General features: G+C 40.4%; 18 protein-coding genes. All 18 read right to left on the bottom strand.

Going from position 1 to position 23,004, the window contains the following annotated elements:
* Positions 1 to 161 precede the first annotated feature (161 nt).
* The 18 genes from CAL6303_RS15115 to CAL6303_RS15030 all read right to left on the bottom strand — a co-directional run bounded on the left by CAL6303_RS15115 (position 162) and on the right by CAL6303_RS15030 (position 22,869).
* Positions 162 to 1,367 (bottom strand): glycosyltransferase, encoded by a 1,206-nt coding sequence (locus CAL6303_RS15115; RefSeq protein WP_015198680.1) that lies wholly within the window; start codon positions 1,365 to 1,367, stop codon positions 162 to 164.
* 226 nt (positions 1,368 to 1,593) lie between these two features.
* Positions 1,594 to 2,934, bottom strand: a complete 1,341-nt coding sequence (locus CAL6303_RS15110) for an O-antigen ligase family protein (RefSeq protein WP_015198679.1) — start codon at positions 2,932 to 2,934, stop codon at positions 1,594 to 1,596.
* Positions 2,935 to 2,949: 15 nt separating this feature from the next.
* Positions 2,950 to 4,059, bottom strand: coding sequence for a glycosyltransferase family 4 protein (locus CAL6303_RS15105; RefSeq protein ID WP_015198678.1), 1,110 nt, complete (start codon positions 4,057 to 4,059; stop codon positions 2,950 to 2,952).
* Positions 4,060 to 4,061: 2 nt separating this feature from the next.
* On the bottom strand, positions 4,062 to 4,727 hold the full coding sequence (locus CAL6303_RS15100) for a class I SAM-dependent methyltransferase (RefSeq protein WP_015198677.1): 666 nt from the start codon (positions 4,725 to 4,727) through the stop codon (positions 4,062 to 4,064).
* Positions 4,727 to 5,854: a glycosyltransferase family 4 protein gene (locus CAL6303_RS15095; protein WP_015198676.1), complete on the bottom strand. Its 1,128-nt coding sequence runs from the start codon at positions 5,852 to 5,854 to the stop codon at positions 4,727 to 4,729. The genes CAL6303_RS15100 and CAL6303_RS15095 overlap by 1 nt, the downstream gene beginning before the upstream one ends.
* 36 nt (positions 5,855 to 5,890) lie before the next feature.
* Positions 5,891 to 6,874 (bottom strand): hypothetical protein, encoded by a 984-nt coding sequence (locus tag CAL6303_RS15090; RefSeq protein ID WP_015198675.1) that lies wholly within the window; start codon positions 6,872 to 6,874, stop codon positions 5,891 to 5,893.
* 34 nt (positions 6,875 to 6,908) lie between these two features.
* Positions 6,909 to 7,736, bottom strand: a complete 828-nt coding sequence (locus CAL6303_RS15085) for a glycosyltransferase family 2 protein (RefSeq protein ID WP_015198674.1) — start codon at positions 7,734 to 7,736, stop codon at positions 6,909 to 6,911.
* Positions 7,737 to 8,053: 317 nt separating this feature from the next.
* Positions 8,054 to 8,956: a glycosyltransferase family 2 protein gene (locus tag CAL6303_RS15080; protein WP_015198673.1), complete on the bottom strand. Its 903-nt coding sequence runs from the start codon at positions 8,954 to 8,956 to the stop codon at positions 8,054 to 8,056.
* A gap of 434 nt (positions 8,957 to 9,390) precedes the next feature.
* On the bottom strand, positions 9,391 to 10,326 hold the full coding sequence (locus tag CAL6303_RS15075) for a glycosyltransferase (protein ID WP_015198672.1): 936 nt from the start codon (positions 10,324 to 10,326) through the stop codon (positions 9,391 to 9,393).
* Positions 10,327 to 10,547: 221 nt separating this feature from the next.
* Positions 10,548 to 11,711, bottom strand: a complete 1,164-nt coding sequence (locus tag CAL6303_RS15070; protein WP_015198671.1) for a glycosyltransferase family 4 protein — start codon at positions 11,709 to 11,711, stop codon at positions 10,548 to 10,550.
* Positions 11,712 to 13,370 carry a glycosyltransferase family 4 protein gene (locus CAL6303_RS15065; RefSeq protein WP_015198670.1) on the bottom strand — a complete coding sequence of 553 codons (1,659 nt, stop codon included), beginning with the start codon at positions 13,368 to 13,370 and terminating at the stop codon, positions 11,712 to 11,714.
* 150 nt (positions 13,371 to 13,520) lie between these two features.
* The gene (locus tag CAL6303_RS15060; RefSeq protein WP_015198669.1) at positions 13,521 to 14,483 is read right to left on the bottom strand and encodes a hypothetical protein; all 963 of its coding nucleotides are present in this window, start codon (positions 14,481 to 14,483) and stop codon (positions 13,521 to 13,523) included.
* 23 nt (positions 14,484 to 14,506) lie between these two features.
* A complete protein-coding gene (locus CAL6303_RS15055; protein WP_015198668.1) occupies positions 14,507 to 17,542 on the bottom strand; it encodes a N,N-dimethylformamidase beta subunit family domain-containing protein in 3,036 nt (1,011 codons plus the stop codon).
* Between the two features lie 244 nt (positions 17,543 to 17,786).
* Complete coding sequence (locus CAL6303_RS15050; RefSeq protein ID WP_015198667.1) at positions 17,787 to 18,989, bottom strand: DegT/DnrJ/EryC1/StrS family aminotransferase; 1,203 nt, start codon at positions 18,987 to 18,989, stop codon at positions 17,787 to 17,789.
* The gene (locus CAL6303_RS15045; protein WP_015198666.1) at positions 18,982 to 20,001 is read right to left on the bottom strand and encodes a GDP-mannose 4,6-dehydratase; all 1,020 of its coding nucleotides are present in this window, start codon (positions 19,999 to 20,001) and stop codon (positions 18,982 to 18,984) included. The genes CAL6303_RS15050 and CAL6303_RS15045 overlap by 8 nt, the downstream gene beginning before the upstream one ends.
* 12 nt (positions 20,002 to 20,013) lie before the next feature.
* Positions 20,014 to 20,712, bottom strand: a complete 699-nt coding sequence (locus CAL6303_RS15040; protein WP_015198665.1) for an acyltransferase — start codon at positions 20,710 to 20,712, stop codon at positions 20,014 to 20,016.
* Positions 20,713 to 20,725: 13 nt separating this feature from the next.
* On the bottom strand, positions 20,726 to 21,844 hold the full coding sequence (locus tag CAL6303_RS15035) for a DegT/DnrJ/EryC1/StrS family aminotransferase (RefSeq protein WP_015198664.1): 1,119 nt from the start codon (positions 21,842 to 21,844) through the stop codon (positions 20,726 to 20,728).
* Positions 21,841 to 22,869, bottom strand: a complete 1,029-nt coding sequence (locus CAL6303_RS15030) for a Gfo/Idh/MocA family protein (RefSeq protein ID WP_015198663.1) — start codon at positions 22,867 to 22,869, stop codon at positions 21,841 to 21,843. The genes CAL6303_RS15035 and CAL6303_RS15030 overlap by 4 nt, the downstream gene beginning before the upstream one ends.
* Positions 22,870 to 23,004 lie beyond the last annotated feature (135 nt).

The following is a 23,004-nucleotide window of genomic DNA, read 5'->3' as shown; positions in this document are numbered from 1 at the left end:
TCTTGCTCCCTTCGGGAGAGCTACGCTAACAGAGGAGCTTCGCTTTTCTTATATGCTCGCAGAGCTATACACGTCTCTACAAAATTTATCTGTCGCATTTCAAATTGGTATTACTCAAACTCTCAAATCTTTGTGTAGCACAACATACCCTACTTTAAAAATTATTTTATAAACATCCTTTTAGATAGCAATAAACTTTTATCGAGTATGCTTGTGTAAACCTCTTGTAATTGGGAAGCAATTCGTTTCCAAGTGTATTTTTCCAAAACAAATTTGTGAGCAATTTCACCCATTTGTTTTGCTTGCTGAGGGTTTCTAAAATAACTCTCCAGAGCATCAGCGATCGCACTAACATTCAAATCAGGAATATAGCCAACTTGATTTGCTTGCACAACAGCAGCTAACGCGACACCAGGAGTCACCAAAACAGGAACACCTACAGCAAGTGCTTCTAAAACTGAGACAGCAAAGTTTTCTGAATGAGAAGTCAGGGTAAACAAGTCAGCAGCTTGCATTAATAGGTCTTTGTCTTCACCAGCAACAAATCCTGTCAAGATAGTGCGATCGCGTAATCCATTAGAAACAAGCAGAGACTCTATTTCCGCTTCGTAATCTGAAGTACCGCTACCTGCTAATATAAAAGTAAATTTATGGTGACTAACTTTACTCAAGGCAGGAATCAGATAATCTAACCCTTTTTTATGATGCAACCGAGATAAAAATAAAATCACAGGTTCAGATGCTGAAATATGATAAAGTTGCCGCAGACGTGAATAGGCATCGGGAATGGGATCAGGTATGGAAAGACCTAAAGGGATTACAAAACCCGGCACATTCAGCCCCAATTTAGAAACTTCTTGCTGTTCCTTTTGGGAAGTAAAATGGATCCCTTGACTATGATTGAGATTGGATTTCTCTATTATTTTTGAGTAAATTTGCTTTTTACGTGTACTTTGCCCTAAAGACCACTCGCATAGTAAACCATGAGGGGTGACGATATAAGGAACGTTTTTCAAACGAGCGATCGCCATAGCGATCGTTGATGGATAAGAAAACAGAGCATGGACATGTACAAGATCATATCGAGAAATATTTTCCCACAGCCATTGTGTCAACTCGCTGGTAAATGCGTATTCTCTGATAGGTTTGATATTGGGTGAAAAGCGCTCGAAAAACCAAACAGGGACATGATTATACTGAATGCGCTTGCCAAGTGGAACATCAAGCAAGTTATCTCCATCATCGTTAGTGGTGGCAATTTCAGCATCGACATTAATCATCTGTAATGCTCTTACCATATCCAAAACAGCTTGACTTGTGCCACCGCGCAGTTTTGTGACGGAGGGAATAACATGGAGAACTTTCATTCAAAACAAACCTACAAAAAATATCTCTAACTAAAAATAAAATCTGATTTCTCAGATATTAGAGCCTATTTATAAAGTAAATATTAAGTAGGGTGTGTTACGGCTGTGTAAGCATTTGGGTATGTGAGCCAATGATATATAGCCGTAACGCACCACTATCATCCGGTGCGTTACGCATTGCTTTAACGCACCCTACAAATTTCAGGTTTACTTTATAAATGATCTCTTAGCAGTGTCTTCTCTCTAATAAAAAATACTCATTTTGTATTCGATTTAAATCTAGTAAGTATTTCCCCATGGATAAATACATCAGTAGAGAAAACACAGGGAAAGATAGATTTCCAAGCAGAATAGCTTCCGAAAAACTTCCTGCCAAAAGACCAGATAAACCAGCTATGACAATACTAGTATGTAAGAAATATTTAGGTTTTATGCTACTCAATTTATGAAGTTCAAACATCATTTTTAAGCATCCTAGACCCATCATTACTATAGGTATAAATCCAAGTAATCCCGTGGTATCTCCAGCAGCTAACCAGGAATTTTCTCCAAAAACTAAACGTCCTCCTTCTAATGGAGAACCAAAAAATGGATTATTCACAAATCCATTCCACATGCTAGCCCAAGCCCCTTCGCGTGTATTCCCGCCTGAAATTAACCTATTGTTTGCTGGTGTACTTTGGGTAACTACATCTGGGCTGATGAAACAAAAGATGAAACCTAATAAAATAGCAGCAAACAAGCCCAAACGAAATAAATAGCCAGATCTATTCCGATAGAAAAATAAAATAGAGCTAATTCCCATAATTACACCAGTACGAGAACCCGTAATCAATAAAAAGTATGTAACAACAAGTAGAATTCCTATCCAAAAAGCTTTATTCCATCCCCATTTTTTATTACTTTCAATGAGAAACATAAAGCAGGGAACAGTTCCTGCCAGTAAGGCTGCTGCATGTTGTGAACTACCAGTAGTTCCTAGGAACCTTCCTTGTACAAATGTCATTGCTTGCATATCAAATCTTCCTTGATATGTACAGGCAAGTGCAAAAATTACACCAGCCATTGCCAATGACCAAACGCCTAAGTGGAAATTATATTCGTCCTGCAACCACCGGGAAGGTCCCAACTTAAACATCAGGATAATTGACGCAAATGTAGTTATTGCGAGTAAAGCAAAAACTACATCACCATAAACTAGGATTTTCACAAAAACTGCTACCTGAAATGCGATCAGGTAATACACTGGTTGTGGGATAGTTATTCGTCGCCATCCGTCCCGTGTTTGCATTCCCAGTATGATTAGCGAAATAATTAGAATTATCGTTAGAGGGCGACCCATATCGCGTAACTGTTGTAAGGGAAAAACCAAGGGAGGTGGTTCAGCTATCCATTGATCTTGGAATTTGCCTAAAGAAGTTGCATAGCAGCAAAACCCAAATAATAGCCAAGCTAAACGTCGAGATTGTTTAGCTCGTTCCAATATTAAAATACCGATGATAATGGCTAGTATTCCGTAAGGACTAAAAAGCAGGTCGAAAATTTTGCTAGCAGGGTCTGAAGTCATACTTGAAAATTCAAGTTAGATATTGAATAGCAGATTGTGAGTATTTTGCTTGACTTTTTTAATCTGATGTGAATTTTGTAATAGTTGTTGCCAACGATCTGCCCAAATCTTGGCAGAGTAAGGAGCCGCTAATTCCTGCGATCGCTTCCCCCAATTAGATAAGTCACAATGGTGCTGGTGCAAAATCAGCATTGCATCAGCTAGAGCCTTTGGCTGATTTTTGGGTACCGTCAAACCATTATACCAAGGTCTAATTACTTCCACCGCAGAACCACAAGCATCAGTACAAATAATAGGCAGTCCAGCCGCAGCAGCTTCTACTAACGCCAGGGGCCAAGGATCAAATCGACTGGGTAAAATAAAAGCCCCCGATGATCGCCACACAGCTTGCATTTCTGAAGGTTGTAAAAATCCGTAATTCTCAATTCCTGGTTTCCCCTCCAGATATGATTTCTCGTCTCCTTGTCCACAACAGACTAAATTCCAAGGATTAGAGACTTGAGAACGGTAAATTTGGTAAGCTTCTACCAAAATATCGATTGCCTTAACCGCAACATAGCGACCAACAAATAAAAATGAACGGGGCCATTGAGATTGCGAGCGTTGTTCCCACAATGGCGACCAAACATCATAATCAATACCGTAAACTCCCTGTACTATATTTGCCGGATTGATTCCTAAACGTAAAGCGTATTGCCAACTACGCTCTCCAGCAACAACGACCATATTCATTGATTGTAAGTACGAGCGGAGCAATAAAGGAGCTAAATGTTGTTTCCATGTACCCCACCAAGGGGTATCCATGGTCATAACCAAAGCTGTTTTCTTCAATTCAGGAGCAAACGCCAACTGACAATAAGGTTTATGTAACCAACCGCAAACAACCAGCACATCTGGAGATTCTGCCACTACCAAACGTTTGATTAAATTTGCATCCTGTCTTTCTGTCATCCCCAAGAGTTTGCAAGGAATACCCTGCATTAATTGGTCAGAAAATGCCGTTTCGGTACGGGCTTGAAAACCCACAACAAACACATCAATCTCCGGTGTCTGATGCAAAGTTCGCCAGCAAGCTGCCATATAACCAGAGATATCAGACCAACAAAAAACAACTTTTAGAGCCATGTTTACTTACGACATTGAATCCCAAGTTCATTCTCCCACCGCTCCATATCTTCTAACTTGCTAAAAGCATAAATACCAGAATCTCCCATGTAAGCTCGACGGATATCCTTAAAGCCTACCTTTTCGAGTTCAACCGAGAGTGATTTGTAGTCCCACATCCAAAGGTGCTGACTTCCACTAATCCATTCTTGGAAAAAAGAAAGTAAGCTACGTTGCCGATGTTCTTTTCCTAACCAGGTCACACGCATGAATTCTAACGCAGCTTCAGGAGATGTTGATTTGACATACTGTTGAGCCATAAATTCTAAATCCGGCAGAACCAAACGAAATATCCCATCAGGTTTAAGATATCGGTAACAGTTTTCTAGAGACTTAGGCAGGTCTTCTAAAGTTAGATGTTCCAAAACATGTGAACAGTACAATAGTTCAACACTATTGTCAGGTATGGGTAGCCCTTTCACTATGTCACCATACTTCACATTTTGTGGAAATCTTCCAAAAGGACCAGAAGGGACTAGCTTCCCCACTAAAGGTAGCTTTTGTAAGCGCAGTGCAAGACTAGAATCAAAGTTCAACCATTGGCTAGGGGCGCATAGCCCACTACCAAATTGGACATATTCTGCCTTCTGTGTTAGGGGCATAGTGGTTTTGTTATTTGTTAATAGCATTAGGCAAATTGTTTGAATGCGGTGATTAAAGTGTCTACACAGCGCGACCAAGTATATTGCGCCGCATGTTTTTGTCCTAATTGAATATATTTTTTCCGAAGATGTAAATTACGATCGAGTTCTATTAAGACATCTACAATGTCATCTGTTGCCTCTGGGTTAACTACAATACCCCCATCTCCAACCACCTCTGGCAAAGAGGCTTTATTAGCTACAATAGCTGGAGTCCCAGCAGCCATTGCTTCTAGTGCAGGTATGCCAAATCCTTCATAAGGAGAAAGGAAGAGGAAAGAAGATGCTCCCCGCATCAAACCTGGTAAGTCTTCATCTGGAACTTTACCAAGTAAGGTCACATGTGAGTGAGCTTTAACTGCTTCAATATAAGTAGTTTCTGAGGCACCGGCGACAACAATATGCAGATTACTCTTGCGTTGACGCAGAGTATCAGCAACAGCTAAGACATCATCACCTCCTTTTTTCTGCCGCAGACCTCCGACTATAATAATGTACGGTGCTTCTATGGGACTTTTCCAGTCAGCAGGATTAGCTGAAGCAATGTCAAAGAAAGATTGCTCAACACCATTTCCCACCACCACAATCTTTTGTGGATCTGCACCCAAAAGTTCTACCATTCTTTGTCGGGAAAATTCCGAGACAGTAAACACTACCCGACATTCAGATAAAGCACGCCGAACCCAAAGCTCCCACTTGTAGCGAAAAAATTGGTGATGCCAAGTATTTGACCAGGGTAAATTAGTTTCAAATGCTTGTATGTCGTGAATCGTAACAGCGACGGGGCATTTTGAGACCGGAATATAAGTTTCCATCGGAGCGTAGAGCCAGTCAGCCCGATCTGGCAAATATTTATCCGCACGCGGGTAGTTAAGTAGTTTCCATGTACGCTCAGTGGAATTTTCTACTGTAGGGAAAGTACGCTTAGGCAATTCACGTAATGGGCTGAGTGGATCGAGCTTCCCATCGCTTCCTAACCATTGTTTGAAGAAAAGCAACTCTAACTCAATCCCGCTTCGTTCTGCAAGCCCAAGCAGCATCTGGTTCATATGCCGCCCTATTCCTGTGCAGGGTAGATAAGTGCGAATGGGATGAATATAAGCAGTTAATTTCACAAAACGCCTTTTATTATTGTTTATTTGTATACTTCATTATTTAACATAAATTTTATAATATTTTTCTAATTTATGATACAAAGTGTTGAGTAATTTTTGCTTTTTTATACTATTAATCGGAGTACTTATTAAGTAATTTAATCCCATATTTCCGTAAAATTGCAATCGCTTGAACATGGATTTTTCTCTTAATAAATATTGATATAATAAATAATTATTAGGCATTAAAGCATTCAATCTGTAACCTGCCCAATGTAGAAGAAATATTTGTTTTTTATGATCCAAACCCCCGTAATCCCACAAATAATATTTTCCATCTTTCGAGTAAATTTTACCCGATAGTCTTGCCCACCCGTTTTGAGATATACCTCCAATCACTTCTGCAAAATGCCCATAGCGCACAGGCTTCATATCACAGCAATAGTTAATGAATGCTTGATCTGTATTGCGAGGGTTGAGTTGATCTCGTATTTTTAATGCATCTGATGCAAATGACTCAAAGTCTTCAATTGAAAATAGCCCCTTACGAGAAGCCCAACGACCAGAATTAAAACCGCGTCCCCGCCCCTGTCTTAATAATTCTTGACGAAATGTTCCTTGTTCGTACACTTGGTCGATCGCACAGTCATAATGTAGAAAGTCAAACCCCAGAGTTTCTATTACTTCAATGAAGGGTTTAAGATTTGCTAGCACAATTTGCCGAGCATCTAAGTACATAAAATAATCTAGTGGTCCCCAAAAAGCTGCATAGCGTCTAAACCAATAGGGACCGGTAGGGGTATAGCCTAGCTCAAATGCTTCACCAATTCGTTCCAAGCGTGAGAAAGACACATCGGTATATACTTCAAATTGATAAATGCTACTTAGTTTGAGAATGCGATCGCACTCATCATTAAAGGGAATTAGAATCAGGCGTAAATCTGGGTTAAAGGTTCTAAAGCTATTGAGAAAAGCAATTACCCAATCGTAAACAAAATCATTAGCAGAAAAGTAAGCTCCAATATTGTCAGAGTTAATCATACAATTAATTCATAAAAATTATAGTCAAATCAAACTAATATATGCGTCGATACTTACGCCAAGTAAGAACCCATCCGCTAGGCAGCAAGTCACGTATTTTACTAATAATGTTTTTGTGCAACCAAAATCCTTTGTATTCATTAATAAAATACCAATCTTTCGCAAATGACCTACTAAAATGCTTTCTATAAATAGACCATCTTTCTCGCGTAAAGCTCAATAAATCCCTTGAGGCTCCCCCTGATGTATCAAATTTAGCAACAACTACAGGAATTTCCAAAAACTTATAACCAGATACATACAATCGAGTTATAAAATCATGATCTGCACACCAACTTAAATCAGTATCAAAAGGAAATTTAAGCTGTAATTCTCTTTTCACGAAAATACTTTGATGACAAGTCGGAATCTCCCGCCAAATAATAGATAAATCATATGGATGACGTTGATCAGTATGATAGCCAAATCTATCATTCGTAACAGATTCAACTCCTCCGTAAACAACATCTACAGTATCGTTTAGATAGCTGATAACTTGATTTAGTGTATCTTCTGTCAAAAACTTATCCCCAGAATTCATAAATATCAGCCAATCTCCAGTACTGGCTAAAGCTCCCTTATTCATCGCATCATAAATTCCTGAATCTGTTTCACTGACCCAATAGGCTATTTTATCATCATTTTCATGTAGAAAACCCATAGTTCCATCTTTAGAACCACCATCAATTACAATATATTCTATATTTTTATAACTCTGAGAAATAACACTATTAAATGTTTCAGTTAAATCATGAAAACAATTATAAGTAACTGTAATAATTGAAATCAAAGGTAAATTTTTACTAAATCTTTTATCAATCATAAAACACATTGTGTGAGTGAAAAATTACCCATCAACATCATCAGTTTGAGGATTACGCTTTCATCACAAGTTTTAGCCCGATGAACAAGGCTAGAGAGAGTGTTCCAACAAATAAATGATCCAAAATCACTCATTGCGTAGCTTGCGAACCGTAGGTTTGAGGAAGGACTCAGCAATCCCAAGAACTTGTAGACTACGCGATTACTTCACTTCGCTATCGCTTCGTACTCCGAAACGGAGAAGCAAGCTACGTAATGACAACTGGGCTTTTTTTTGCTTGGAGTACTCCTATCTCGCTTCAGCTTCAACTCTCATACTTAAAGAAACTTGTATTCTTGTATTTGCCAAAAACCAGATGCAGTATCTTGATTTCTTCTAACAATTTTTTTCCCATCATAACCAACTAATGAAGCTACAGCCTTTTCAACTTTAGGAATACGATGTAAACTTAATTGCAAGCAGATATTTTTGAGCCAGCTAACATTAGAATAAGTTAATGACTCCCTTGTAGATGATAATATCTGCTCTGCTTCATGGAAATAAGCATCTATCTGACGACTTTTTTGCTTTGACTGAACGCGAAAACCAGCCAATGGCGAATCTACACCATACAATTCTGTATGAATAAAAAACCGTGACCACAGTTCAAAATCGCCAGCAAGCTTGAAATCTTGGCAAATAAAACTTCCTGCTTTTTCCCACAAACTGCGTCGCCAAAAAGTAGATTCTTGCTGTATCCAAACACCAATATTTCTTTTTTTGGGAAGATAATAACCATCCAAAAAAGCCGCTTTCGCATAACCCGGTAATGGGAAAAAACCAATACAAAAGCCGTGCCAATCCCATAAACCCATACGTAAGGTTGTTAACCATTCTACTTCAGGTAGCTCAGAAATCACATCAGCTACTGTTTTAAATACCCAGGGGCAATACATATCATCACTATTAATCCATGCCATAATTTCACCAGTTGAATGTTTAAATCCTTTATTAATAGCATCATACTGTCCTTTGTCTGGTTCACTGCACCAGAAGTGCAAGTATTTTTCGTATTTTTTGATAATTTCTAAACTTCCATCTGTAGAACCGCCATCGATAATTATGTACTCTAGATTTCGATAATTTTGTGATAATACGCTCTGAATAGTCGCCTCTAAAAAATTAGCTTGATTGTAGGAAGGTGTAACGATAGAAATCTTGGGTATCTCTTGAATTAGCATTTAAATAAGTATTCTATTTTATTACAAGTACATTGCAGTATGAGAATCTGAAACGCCTACAAATATAGTATGATGTGAGCTTGTGGCGAGCATCACTATGTACATAATGCATTAATAAAACTATTATTAAAATAGATATCAGCTTGTCCAGCAATGTCTATTAGATTAACCGTTTTTTGGGGTTTAATTTACCTAAAAATTCTATCTTTTACAAAACAGAATCATTACTGATACCGATTCAAAAATATTTGCAACACATCCAAAATATGAGACGTGTTAGCGTTCGCGTAGCGTGTCACTTTGCGACTCAGATCCTCTGTTAGCGTAGCTCTCCCGAAGGGAGCAAGAGGCTATATGACGTATACAAAAATCATCTGTCGCATTCTTGTTTCAAATTAGTATTATTACTTGTTTTTCATCCTAGCTTCTTGCTTCTATCTTGATATACTAGATAGCTTCAATAATTCTTTTAAAGCAAGAAAATTACCCCTTTTTTGCGCCATGTACAAACGACGTTCTCTTGGATTCAGTCGCAAGATAAAATAATATTCCAACAACCTATCTTTCCAAGAATATTTAGGTATTGGCTTCCCCCTTAAAAAGTCTAGAATTGTCCGCGAGTAGCATATTCCTTCTAACAACCTCAAAATATAGTCCTCTTTAAGCCTAGTGTGAGGGATCAGATGAATCAACTTTAAGTAAGTAAATAATCCTGTACCTAATCCAACATCACAAGCTGTAAATGCTAAGTCTGAATCTCCACAACTTGTTAGTAATGTTCCCTTGCGATCAAGATTTATACGTCTTGGATCGTGAGATACTAAATCAGCATATTTATCAGCCACTACTCTGCGAACACACATTCCTGCACCACAAGGTACTGTCTCATGTTGATGTAATAAATTAGACCATTTATCTGTAGTAAATTCACGAATAGCTAGGAAGCCCCAGTAAGGCTTTGTCCATTCTGGGGGTGGTTCCTCAAATTCTGCTTGAACTTGTCCACCCCAAGCGCCAAGTTTGGGAAAATCTTGACTAATTTCAACCGCTAATTTGAGGTAATCAAAGTCTAAAACATTATCATCATCAACAAAAACCAAAACTTCCCCCACTGCCTCTTTAATACCTCGTAGTCTTGCAGGGGTTAATCCTAATTTATCTTCTCGGATATGGCGAGATTGAGGATGCCAACTTAGATCTATTTCTAAAGATAACTGTTGACTACTTGCATTATCGATGAGTAATATTTCCCATAACTCTAACTTTAAGGTTTGCTCTTTTAATGCTTCTAATACTCTTGTTAAGTAATTAGTATTAGGATTATGTGTACAAATAACAACACTTAAAATAGGTTGCATATAACTTGGCATAAATTTAATACAAGAATCCGATTTGATTATTGAAAAAATCTAAGTATGTTTAGTGAAATAACACAACTAATTTAGTGCATTAAAAAACTGAGACAATCTATGATTTATATCGATTACACCGAATAATCTATCGCATCATTTTAGCTTCAATAAATACTCGAAATTAATCTTGCTTTATGAGATTAGATATTGACATAAAGGAAACAATTAATATATCTAAACTACAGATGTTTTGTAGACGCATCAAGAACTAGTTTTAATAAGCTGCATCCAGGTGAATGATCAAGTTTAGCAGTGGCAATTTCATGAGCTTTAACTCCCATTTTTTCCCAATTATTCTGTGACTGCCATGCTCTATTCATCGCAGCTGCAAATAAGTTTAGTGTAGGCGCTTCTGCAATAAAACCAGTCAGTTCATCTTCAATCCATTCAGTCACTGCTCCTACATCGGTGGCAACAACTGGACGACCACACAGCATTGTTTCAACTAAAGATATTGGTGGTCCTCCTTCTTCTCTGGAAGGAAGTAATAGTATATGGTTATTAGACCAAATTGAGCGAATATCATTAACATGCCCGAAGAATTTTACTCTATGTGCAATGCCATAATACTCAGCTAAAGCTTCAAGGTAAGATTGATCTGGACCAGAACCATAGAGATTTAGTTGCCAGTTTCTTTGTTGCCATACTGGTGAACTGAGAATTTCAAATAGGATGTCTTGACCTTTATAAGCTGCATCCAGTCTAGCTACACTAGCAAAAAAAATTGTTGACTGTTGTAGCCAAGAAACTATATTTAAATTAACTAAATTTACTGGGTTTTGTAAAACTAAAGCATTTGGTAATGATTGAGCAAGTTGACGTTCAGCAATTTTGACATTTTTGTGTGATACAAAAACATGATATTTTGCTTTAGAGAAAAGTTTTTTAGCAGTTTTTCTGATGTTTTCTTCTAATTTGTAACATTCTTCGTTCAGATGAGTAACAACTAAGTAAGGAATAGAATGATTTTGAAAAAGTTTTATTAGATCCTGATCAAAAACAGCGCTATAAATATGCCCTTCACTCAAGCATATAACATCAGGATTACTATCAAAAATAGGTTTAAATTGTGAGTTATTAAGGAATTTTTTAAGTAAGGGATTTTTTTGAATCAGCTTATACAGTATTCTAGATACTAAACTGAAACTTCTAGTGTTAGAAAATATTTTGGCACCTTGCTCTTGTAGTTTGATAACAGATGAATGTGTTACTGCTAACTCATTAACTGACACTAAAACTTCATGTCCTTCTAACAATGCTTGCTCTACCATTGCTGCCCATAAGTATTCGCTACCGCCCCAAGGATAGCCTGCCGTTGTTGAAATTACTGCGATTTTAGCCATTTACTTAGTGCTGAGAATATTTTTCAAAGTTAATCTAAAGTTTAAGTATTGTCTGTACAGCCATTCCGGCAGCAAAAAACTTAAGGAATAACGAGAGGAATACTTTTGATAAAATCTTTGCCAATGCTGCCATCGTAGAGATAATGGCAAAATTCCCATGTAGATTTGAATTACATAGTCAACATCGCAGTTGCCACCGTGAACTATTGGTATCAGAGTATCTGGTTCTCCGATATACATCTGGTCTACAGCAGTCATAGTTCTGTTGACTTTTGGTACGGACATGGCACTCATATACAAATTTTCTAATTTTTGTTGCCAGTGATTCCCCCAGTGTGTTTCTGCTATTTTTTTGCTGGTTGCTTCACCAAGAGATTGTCTAAATTTTTCGTCTTCAATTAGGTGTGAGAGAGTTGCAATATATTCTTGAATATCCCTGACTTGAATCAGATTACCAGTCAAACCTGGCATATCAGCACCGAGAATTTCGGATGCATCTGAGTAAGGGTTGCGAGTAACTAATGGTACAGCATAGCTACCAGCTTCTAAGAGTGATGTATTGGAGACAAAAGGAAATGAGTCGACATAAATGTCAGCAGCTTGGTAAAATATTGCAGTGTTTGGAGTTTCGCTAATTACTCGAATTCTCCCTTCTGTTTTCTGAATTGCTGTCGCCCAATCTGCTGGATTATTGGGACCGACTACTATGAGAAAAACTTTTTCGTATTTTTCGAGTAATGGAAGGTGAGCATCTGCAAAGCTGATACCGTCTATTGTTTTATACTTAACTGCTCTAGCAACTGAAAGTAGGAGAATACTATCTTCGGGAAGACCAATTTTTTGTTTTGCTTGTGAGCGCGAGAGACTTCTGTGGGTAGGTTCTATGATAATTGGAAGTAGCACGCTCAGGTCAGTTTCAATTTCTCTACGTTTGTGCAATAAACGCATTCCGGACTCACGTAGACTAGCGAAAATGTCACCAATGCTAGCTCCTAGCCAAAACTTATGGTCGGCGTGATCTATAAAGATAACTGGTGGAGATTGTTGCTTTTGGGCAAAGGCTATGATGGGAATTACATCATAGTTGTGTGTATACAATACAACCAAATCTCTTTGATTGGCAATTTTTCGTAGTTGTTTTGCCCAGGAAATGACACCGCCGACTTTGGAATTCAGTATGTATATCTTGCCGCCGCTGTTTTTTACAGCAGTTTTGAGAATTAGTGGGATTTCGGTTTGTTGTTCCTGACGAGTGATGACAATTGAGTGGCAGCGTTTATTATCCTGCTGAATCCAACGCCAGAGCATTCTTGTATGTCCACCAATAGAACTTACAGATGTAATTACATGGAGTATGTGCTTTGGGGCTGATGATAACGAAGTATTTTTTTTCTGAGTATAAATGTCTTCAGTTATGACATTTTTGCCAATTGTTAGCAGAATTTCTTCTAGTTCCTGACTGACGAACAAACCACCGTGCATCCCAGTGGCATAAAACGCTGCCATTTCTGCGTAAACTGCTGCGGCGTTATACTTACCTTGCTGTGTATAATTTTTAGTTTGTTTAACTAAGCTATGGAACACTTCAAAGTTTTTGGGAATCAGACGACTACCTTCTTCTCGCCAGAGACTGAGTGTGTCATCAGATGTTTTTTGCATAGTTAATTAATATTTATTTGTGAATATTTATTTTGTGTAATAAAAAACAAGCATTTTATCTGAGTTTAATTAGAATGGCGATCGCACTTCGACCAAAAGCGCGATCGCATATTTCAACTATTCCATCTTTGATCACAAAAAACTCATATATTAGGGAGCAAATGTAAACTTCTCAAATGCAAACTCCCTCACTAAAGCCATTTTTCCAGTTTTCACATCCACGGTAAACAGAGCATTACTTTTTCCACTTTTATCAGCAGCAAGTGCATATAATTGACCAGAAGGCGAGAAATTTAAGTCCTTAACGTCGTTGGAAAGGGAGCGTCCTTCAAAGGTGAGTCTGGCTAGTTTGTTAATTTTGACCTTACCAGTAATTCCAGCTTTATCTTGTAAGTTCAGAAAGATTAAAAAGGGAATACCATCCGCACTGATCTCAGTTGCAAAAATATTTCCCTTTGGATCTTGGCATAGGTTAGCAAATCGATTGTTAGGTGGTAATGGGGGTAAAGCTAATTCATCTTTAGCAAGAATTTTACCGCTGAAAAAATCTATGGTTTTAAATGTAAAAGGTGGAACTCCTTCATTTGCCACCAAGCACAAAATTTGTTCGTTGGAGAGGCTTAATAAGCTTTCGATTGTCTGATTGGGTGTATCCAAATCTAAAACTTTTTTGGCTCGGAATTGAGCCTTACTAGCTCCACCTACAGTAAACAACAGATGATTGAAATAACCATTTCTAGTGTTGGAAACTGTAGAAGTTATTAGATTTCCATCTTTTGATGTGATCAATTTTGTCACACGATCGGATTCGCCTGTAAAGAAAGCTCGAGATTTTTTCTTTACCGGGGATGGATTCTCTACAGCTTGGGATGGCACAGTAATTCTGGCGGGGACTCTTTCAGTTGCAGTATCAGTCGTATTCAGTTCAACTGAGGGAGTTTGGTCTTCTCGGTTGCGACCATTGTTCGTAATTACAAGATTTACTCCATAGAGAACTTCTGGAATTTTCTTTTCATTTTGTGCTATTGCTTTTTTCGAGACATCAGCAAGGATGGTGGAGGTTAAGCCCGCAGCTGCGAGTTTACCAAATTGTCGGCGTTTTAGTGGTGACATAACTATACTCTTGGTGGGGTGCTTTAAGGAACAATCAGGCTGGCATTTGGGGTTTGAGGTCTAGCCGCCATATCCGCTAAGATATTGACAGTTATTTGCTTAACGCGAATATCTTCCCGGGCTGGGCTGACATCATCGCTATCTAATCCCCATGCCCATTGATTTGTACCCGATGCAAAGACTTTAGCTCCACCACTTGCGGTGTAGCGAGTTGAATGGGCTTTGGTAAAATCTTGATTAACGGGAAGGGCTTGTTCTCCAGGTGGTTCGTCGAAGGTAGGTAGTAAATCAGCAGGTACCACTGTTGATTGGGATAATGTGACAAGACCAGCAGGACTAGACCCGTTACTAACAATAAAATCCCATTCATATCCCACCAAAAGGTTTAGCTGACTTCCATTTTGCAGACCTGTATTTGCATAGTAAGGATCATTGCTATTGGTGACAACATAGTTATAACCGCCGTAAAGATTTACGGTATCACTACCGTACATAACCCCTAATAAGGCGTTTTCTGGGCGCTGATTTTGAACACTGCGGAATTTATTAGTTGCTGCTGATGCTCCTTGTTGCTGTGCCACAGCATCTGATGCCCAATCCTGTTTGTAGCAAGCCATTATTCGATTAGGTTTAATTGAACCAGCCGCAGCGGTGGAATTTTCAAACCTGACTCGCCAATAGCAAGTATTGGCAGAGAAGAATCCTAAACTAACTCCAGCATTGCGTCCGGCTTCAACGCGATCGCGCATTTCTTTCGACCAGTATTCATCGTGACCTACAGATAAGAATACTTTATGTTTGTTGGGGTTCAGTAGAGTTTGTCCGTTGGTGTGAATCTCCATATTGTCGGTGTAGGTGACATTATAAGCTTGAGATTCCAACCAACGTATCATGTTATACTCCCAACGCAGGGGTGTATCAAATTCGTAGGATTCTTGAAAGGTTGCTTGGGAGAAAGGTCGATCGTAGGATACTTTAAAAGCTCTTTGACCACCAATACTGTTAAAGCTGTATAAACTGTATCCTCCCGTTGTACTGTAGGCGAGAACACAAGAAACAGCACTCTGGAATAAAACATCGGCGGTACTGCTATCATCGCGGACAACAAACCAGACATGAGCTACTTTGCCACTTGCCTGGTCGGTTAGCTTGGCAACGTAAAGCCCGCTAGTCCAAGTGCTACTTGTTTGTAAAACGTAGGATGTACTCCAGTTACACTCAACTAGACGGGTATTGGGGTCTAAGGTGCAGCTAGGTTGGACTGTACCGTTCAAAGAACCACTACTAACCATGAGCCTTCCGCCCTTACCACCGTAGTAGCCCAAGCGATACACATCAATGGTATACTGTCCAGCTTGTCCCAGAGAAACCTTAATATCCAGTGATCCCCCTTTATTTACACTGGTGGCTGAGGCGTAGCCAGCAATTTCCCCACTTGCCCGATTGACAAGTTTCCAGTTAGTGGTGCCAGGATTTAAGTTTTCCAAATAAATGGGATTGGGGTTCGTCGGAGTTGCTGTAGCCAAGAAGGTAATACTACCGATGCCGCTTGCCGTTGCCGTCACTATTACCCCATCAGGACCACTAGGAACCGATCCCAAGGTCAACGTCGTACTTGCTTCACCACTGGCATTAGTGACTGCACTCACAGGGGAGACTGATCCCCCACCATTGGTAACGGCAAAGTTGACAGTTACTCCAGATTGGGGATTATTTTGAGCGTTGATGACTCGCACAACTAGGGGGTTAGGCAGAGTGCTTCCGGTTGCACCACTTTGATTATCCCCACCGACTTTAATTAAACTACTGCCAACAACAAAGCCGATATCACGAAAATAGTTACTGTTGCGGTAAGAGTTAGTGGGGAAAGAATTCGGGCTTGTATTATATACCCCGTTGTTGCCATCTGCCACGGAGTTAAGATCTCCGCTGACTATGGAACTGCCTAACTCGTCGTAGGTGGCAACATAATAGGCGTTAGCGTTTACGGAAACTACGTAGGTGGTATTTGCCTGAATGTTAACTGGTGTTGCCAATAGTTGCTCTTGCCAACCAGAAGCCGTCTCATTAATAAAAGTGGCACTGGCGATGAGAGTTCCTGTTGCTGTCCAAATCTTGCCGATATGGGTTCCTGTTTCACTAGCAGCTTTCCAGAAGCGGATGACGGTAATTTGCCCCCCTTTGGAACTGCGAAATTTCATACCTAATTCATAAGCAGCGTTATCGGTAGCATTAGGAATACTGGGAACTTGGTTGGTTAAGATCTTTTGGAGGTTGCTTGGTGGGTTGGCAGTTGCCGAGAAAGTAACATTACCAATGTTATTGGCGGTGGCGCTAACGGTATTACTTACAGGGCTTGTGGCTCCGGGACTAGCTCCTAATGTCAAGGTGGTGCTAGCTTGACCACTGGCATTAGTGACGGCGCTTGTGGGTGAAACTGATCCACCGCCACCAGTCACAGCGAAGTTAACTGTCACCCCAGATTGAGGATTACCACCACTATCTTTAACTTCCACAACTAGGGGGTTAGGCAAGGTGCTACCAGTTGCACCAGTTTGGTTGTCACCACTGACTTTTGTGATGGTTGATAGGGCAACAGGTGCAAAGTCGATGTCACGAAAATAGTTAGTATTCCGATAAGAACCAGTGGGGAAGGCTCCCGCAGTTCCATTAAATACTCCATTACTGCCATCTGCTACTGAGCTAAGATTACCATTAACTATGGGGCTAGCTAATTGGTCATAAGTAGCGACGTAGTGGCTATTAACGTTGACAGAAACTATATAAGTTGTGTTGGCTTGAATGTTGATTGGTGTACTGAGTAACTGATTTTGCCAACCAGAAGCAGTTTCATTGGTAAAAGTAACATTTCCTAAGGGCGTTCCCGTTGCCGTCCAGATTCTGCCAACATGGGTTCCAGTTTCACTTGGGGCTTTCCAGAAGCGGATGGCGGTAATTTGTCCACCTGTGGCAGCACGGAATTTCATTCCTAATTCGTAAGGAACGTTATCAGTGAAATTGGGAATACTGGGAGCTTGATTTGTAAATAAGACAGCCATAGCTATTTCTGATAGATTTGATGACTATAAGAATCCGATTTGATTATTGAAAAAATTTAAGTAAACCTTGTCTATTTTGAGAACCGTAGTTTGTAACTTCAGATTATGAGATTGCTTCCTTACGTCGCAATGACAAAACTCCACTTTTCATGGTGGACGAGGTTTATATATAGGGTGTGTTTCATAAATCAAATATGAGTCTTATACAAGTTGATGATTTATGATTGGGTCAAAAGTGGATATTTTAAATTTGAGTAGCCATTTGTAGAACTTTCACCACATAATCTTGCTCACTCACAGTCATCTGGTGAAACAGTGGTAGCAATATTGTTTGGTCTTGTGCCTGTTCGCTTTCAGTTAAGCGATCGCACTTTCCAATTTCACACCTACAAGCTTTTGCCTTAAATCCACATGACCAGGCTTCAGTTTGATAAGCTTGTTCACGGTGGGCACACATAATCCCGCGTCGTGTGGCAACGCCAGCATCTAACATTGTCTGCATTACTTGTAACTGGTTGCATTTTTCTGTTAGCCGGACACAAAAACTCTGCCAGTTACTCTTTGCCCAATTTGGTTCCGTAGGTAATTTTAATCTCAGTATATCTGCTAGCTTTTCCTGATATTGCTGTGCTAAATAACGCCGACGCTCAGTAATTTCTGGCAACCGTTTGAGTTGCTCTCGCCCGACTGCTGCCTGAATATCAGTCATGCGGTAGTTGTAACCTAGCATGGGGTATGACTCAAACATCACCTGTTTTGCACCGTGGCGTACAGTATCGGGGATACTCATTCCATGTTGCCGCCACAGGCGAAACTGTTTGTCATATGCAGGATTATTTGTAGTCAGCATCCCCCCATCACCAGTAGTAATGATTTTGCGAGGGTGAAAAGAAAAGCAGGCGATATCCCCGTGTGGCTTACCAATTTTCTCCCAGTTGCCGTCCCAGAGAATTTCACTACCAATGGCACAAGCCGCATCTTCAATTACTGGTAAATTGTGGCGATAGGCAATGTCTAAAATTGCCTTAAGGTCGCAAGGCATTCCTATTTGATGAACAATGAGAATAGCGCGGGTGTTTTTGCTAATCACCTCTTCAATTAACATTGGGTTGATGTTATATGTCTGTGGTTCAATATCCACAAACACTGGTGTTGCACCGCAGTAGCGAATGCTGTTGGCGGTGGCAATATAGGAATGACTAACGGTAATTACTTCATCTCCAGGTTTCACACCTACAGCCAAGAGCGCTAAATGCAATGCTGTGGTACAATTGGAAACCGCGCAAGCATAATTTCCTCCGACGTAAGCAGCAAATTCCTGCTCAAAGGCAGCGACTTCTGGTCCTTGTGTTACCCAGCCAGACATAATCGCCCTGCTAGCGGCTTCAGCCTCAGCTTCACCGATCCAGGGTTTAGCGATGGGAATTCGAGATTTGACTTCAGACATACTGTTTGCTCCTGCCCATATCCCAGTTGCGTACAATTTCATTTTCAAGCAGGGTTTCTGGAGATTTTCCAAAACTTAAATACCAATCTCTCAACTTGATCAAACCTGCGTGGAGTGAGACTTCTGGCTGAAATCCCAAGAGTTTGTATGCTTTTGTAGTTTCCGCGTATAGGCGTAATACATCACCTGGACGAGATTCATCATGAATGATGCTTGTGTCTCCTGATGTGATTATGGCTGCTATTTCCTGAGCTAAATCATTAATGGCAATTTCAAAGCCGCTGCCCAAATTTATTGTTTGTCCAATAGCTGAATCTGTAGAGCCTGCTAACATTATTGCTCTAGCTGTATCACTAACATAGGTGAAGTCTCGAGTTTGAGTCCCGTCACCAAAAATGACCATGGGTTTGCCAGCCATACTTCGGAGTAAAAATTTCGGGATGACTTCGCCGCTGTCTCCTTCATGGTGACAACGGGGTCCGTAGGCATTAAAGGGACGGACAACTACTGTTGGGTAGCTGTAAGTTTCGTAAAATGCTCTGGTGTAGCACTCTCCAGCTAGCTTAGAGCCTCCGTAAACAGTCATGGGAAAAGTTGGATGTTCTTCTGTCATCGGTACCCAACGGGCAGTACCGTAAACTTCAGAACTGGATACATAGACAAATCTACTGACTCCAGCGCCTCTCGCTGCGCTTAATAGTTGGAGGGTGGCTGTGGCGTTAACTTCATGGTTTTCCTCTGGCGAGTGGATAGAATGGCGCACACCTAAGCAAGCGAGGTGAAAGACAACATCTACGCGCGACATTATTTCTGCCATGCGATCGCTATCTCGAATATCTGCCACAATTAGCTCTAAGCGATCGCTAGGCAAGTTTTCCAAGTTTTTTTGTTGTCCATTTACTAAATTATCGACAACAATTACCTGGTTATTGGTTTTCACTATAATTTGATGGACTAGTTCGGAACCGATGAAACCTGCACCACCTGTAACTAAAATTCGTTTATTTTGCATATTATTATTGAATTATTTTGTACTCTCTAATGGTTCATATCCTTCACGCCAACGTAAAAATTTAGCTGGGACACCAGCAACAATTGCAAATGGTGCTACATCTTTTGTCACAACTGCTCCAGCACCAACGATGCTACCTTTACCAATGGTGACTCCTGGGAGAACTACGGCATTCATGCCAATATCGGCTCCTGTTTCCACTTTCACTGGTTTAATTTCTAAGTCTGTTTGAATGATGGGAATATCAATTGGCAAACCTGTGTGTGATGAACCTAGGACTTTTGCACCTGGTCCCCATCCCACATAATCTTCGATAATCAGATGGCGGGCATCGAAGTAACTCTGTGGTCCAATCCAAACCTGGTTTCCAATTATACAAGTTCCATCAAATCTTCCCTGAATATAGCTTTGAGAACCAATAAATACTTGGTTGCCAATCTCAAAAGTCTCCAGGTGTTTAAAACCTACGCCGTTGCTAATGCGAACGTTATGACCAAATCTACGTGTTCCTGCTCGCCAAATAGCGCGGCGCATTAAACCATCAAAATCACTATCACTGGTAACAAAGCGAGCGTACAATTCAATTAATGATTTCTGCTCATACTGGCTACGTAAATATTCTGCTAGTTGAATTTCAAAGTCAGGGTCGGGTTTTTGAGCTTGTAAACCGTGAACTGCTTTAACTATCTTGGTTTTACCGGAGTCTGACATAGTATTTCTTTGGTTATGTCAGGCTGATTATGGCTTTAGCAACCTGAGTTTGTGACTCTGGATTGAGTTCTGCATACATTGGTAAGGATAAAACTTCCTGGGATGCCTGTTCTGAGTGGGGAAAATCTCCGATTTTGTAACCGAGTTCAGCGTATGCTGGTTGCAGATGCACGGGAATTGGGTAATGGATGCCTGTTTGAATTTCCATCTCTTGCAGGCTTTTTTGCAGGGTATCTCTTTGAGGCGTTCGCGTCGCGTGCCCGTAGGGTACTCGCACTGTGTAAACATGATATACGTGGCGGCTATAGGGCATCACAGTGGGTGTACTTACACCAGATTCTGCCAAGAGTTGGTCATATTTTGCTGCATGGGTTCTTCTAGCTTCTGTCCAGGCTTCAATGTACCGTAATTTCACCCGCAAAATCGCCCCCTGGATGCCATCCATGCGATAGTTGTAACCTTTGAGAACGTGGTGATACCTGCGCTCTTGACCCCAGTCCCGCAACATCCCCATAGTTCGGGCATATTCGAGATTTTTGGTGACTGCCATGCCCCCTTCGCCGTAAGCCCCTAAATTTTTCCCAGGGTAAAAGCTAAAGCAACCAATATCACCAATGCTACCAACTCGCTGCCCTTGGTACTCAGCCCCGTGAGCTTGTGCGGCATCTTCTATCACTACTAAACCATGACGGCGGGCAATTTCCATAATTGGCTGCATATCTGCTGGCTGACCATACAAATGCACAGGTAGAATAGCTTTGGTGCGTTCGGTGATAGCTTTTTCAATTTGGTTGACATCGATGGTGTAGGAAACAGGGTCGATATCGACGAAAACAGGTGTGGCTCCGGTATAACAAATTGCTGCTGTAGTGGCGACAAAGGTGAAAGGAACGGTAATTACTTCGTCACCAGCACCGATACCTGCTGCTAGTAATGCTAGATGGAGGGCGCTAGTACCTGTGTTGACTGCAATACCATAATCCGCATCACAGTAACCCGCAAATTCTTCTTCAAAGGTTACTACCTCATTTCCCAAGACGAATTGTGTGCTTTCTAAAACCTTGATCACCGCAGTATCAATTTCGTCTTTAATGCTTAAATACTGAGATTTTAAATCTACAAATGGGATCATACTGCCACCTTCGCTGTATCTAACTCAATTAACCGACCTTGTTGTTTCATAGACTGGGTAGCGCCTTCCAGAATCCTGACTATCTGTAGTCCAGCTTCACCATCAGTAATTGGACGGTTGCCTGTTTGAATGCAATCAATAAAATGTAATCCTTCTGTCCGCAAGGCTTCTGTCATATCCAAATGTGGCGACCACATATCCCCTGTGCGGTAGCCAATCATCATTTGATAAACGCTTTCATTATTACCGTTGAGGGTAATCCCTTTGTCGTAGATCTTCAATTTTTCGCTGGGTTCTAAATCATCGAAGACAATCATCTTTTGCGAACCACCAATCAGGGTACGTCGCACTTTTACTGGTGCTAGCCAGTTGACATGGATGTGCGCCATCAAATTACCAGCAAAAAATAAGGTCAAATAGGCGATGTTTTCAGGTTCTCCGGGGACATGACTCATTCCTGTTGCTGACACAGCATAAGGTTGGGATGGTAGAACGTAGTTCATAATGGACAGGTCATGCACTGCCAAATCCCAAATTACATTCACATCGTGTTGAAATAGTCCTAAGTTGACACGGACGGAATCGTAGTAATATATATCACCTAATGCATTCGTGACAACCAAGTCACGCATCTTCCGAACTGCACCAGTGTAAACAAAGGTGTGATCCACCATCAGCACTAAATTACGCTTTTCAGCCTCATCAATTAGCCGCATTGCCTGTTCGGATGAGACAGTCATGGGCTTTTCTACTAGTACATGTTTACCCGCTTGCAAGGCTGCTAAGGCTAATTCAAAGTGGGTAGAAACTGGAGTAGCGATCGCCACAGCATCAATCTCAGGATCGTTAAAAATATCACGACAATCCCTTGTCAGCTTGATTTTCGGATATCTTCCTCCCACTTTTGCCAATAATTCGGGCTTAAAGTCGCTAACTGTTGTAACTTCTATCCCTGGAATTTCCGAGAAATTTCTCACTAAATTGGGACCCCAGTAACCATAACCGATTACACCAATATTTATCATGCTGTTTTTCAATTTAATTTCAATATTTGTGGCTTCAAATTTGCGAAGACTGTAATTTTTTCATAATCAAAGAACGTTCTAATTTTCGTTTCATAGAAATTGCGTTCTCTCAACTATTAAAGGCATATAGTCTCT

The organism is Calothrix sp. PCC 6303 (assembly GCF_000317435.1).
Lineage (GTDB): Bacteria > Cyanobacteriota > Cyanobacteriia > Cyanobacteriales > Nostocaceae > PCC-6303.
Note: the sequence above shows the minus strand (reverse complement) of the source record. Positions and strands in the feature narration are given on the sequence as shown.

Coding starts and splice junctions, on each gene's coding strand:
- CAL6303_RS15115 (WP_015198680.1), bottom strand. CDS start 1,367: ATGAAAGTTCTCCATGTTATTCCCTCCGTCACAAAACTGCGCGGTGGC.
- CAL6303_RS15110 (WP_015198679.1), bottom strand. CDS start 2,934: ATGACTTCAGACCCTGCTAGCAAAATTTTCGACCTGCTTTTTAGTCCT.
- CAL6303_RS15105 (WP_015198678.1), bottom strand. CDS start 4,059: ATGGCTCTAAAAGTTGTTTTTTGTTGGTCTGATATCTCTGGTTATATG.
- CAL6303_RS15100 (WP_015198677.1), bottom strand. CDS start 4,727: ATGCTATTAACAAATAACAAAACCACTATGCCCCTAACACAGAAGGCA.
- CAL6303_RS15090 (WP_015198675.1), bottom strand. CDS start 6,874: ATGATTAACTCTGACAATATTGGAGCTTACTTTTCTGCTAATGATTTT.
- CAL6303_RS15085 (WP_015198674.1), bottom strand. CDS start 7,736: ATGATTGATAAAAGATTTAGTAAAAATTTACCTTTGATTTCAATTATT.
- CAL6303_RS15080 (WP_015198673.1), bottom strand. CDS start 8,956: ATGCTAATTCAAGAGATACCCAAGATTTCTATCGTTACACCTTCCTAC.
- CAL6303_RS15075 (WP_015198672.1), bottom strand. CDS start 10,326: ATGCCAAGTTATATGCAACCTATTTTAAGTGTTGTTATTTGTACACAT.
- CAL6303_RS15070 (WP_015198671.1), bottom strand. CDS start 11,711: ATGGCTAAAATCGCAGTAATTTCAACAACGGCAGGCTATCCTTGGGGC.
- CAL6303_RS15065 (WP_015198670.1), bottom strand. CDS start 13,370: ATGCAAAAAACATCTGATGACACACTCAGTCTCTGGCGAGAAGAAGGT.
- CAL6303_RS15060 (WP_015198669.1), bottom strand. CDS start 14,483: ATGTCACCACTAAAACGCCGACAATTTGGTAAACTCGCAGCTGCGGGC.
- CAL6303_RS15055 (WP_015198668.1), bottom strand. CDS start 17,542: ATGGCTGTCTTATTTACAAATCAAGCTCCCAGTATTCCCAATTTCACT.
- CAL6303_RS15050 (WP_015198667.1), bottom strand. CDS start 18,989: ATGTCTGAAGTCAAATCTCGAATTCCCATCGCTAAACCCTGGATCGGT.
- CAL6303_RS15045 (WP_015198666.1), bottom strand. CDS start 20,001: ATGCAAAATAAACGAATTTTAGTTACAGGTGGTGCAGGTTTCATCGGT.
- CAL6303_RS15040 (WP_015198665.1), bottom strand. CDS start 20,712: ATGTCAGACTCCGGTAAAACCAAGATAGTTAAAGCAGTTCACGGTTTA.
- CAL6303_RS15035 (WP_015198664.1), bottom strand. CDS start 21,844: ATGATCCCATTTGTAGATTTAAAATCTCAGTATTTAAGCATTAAAGAC.
- CAL6303_RS15030 (WP_015198663.1), bottom strand. CDS start 22,869: ATGATAAATATTGGTGTAATCGGTTATGGTTACTGGGGTCCCAATTTA.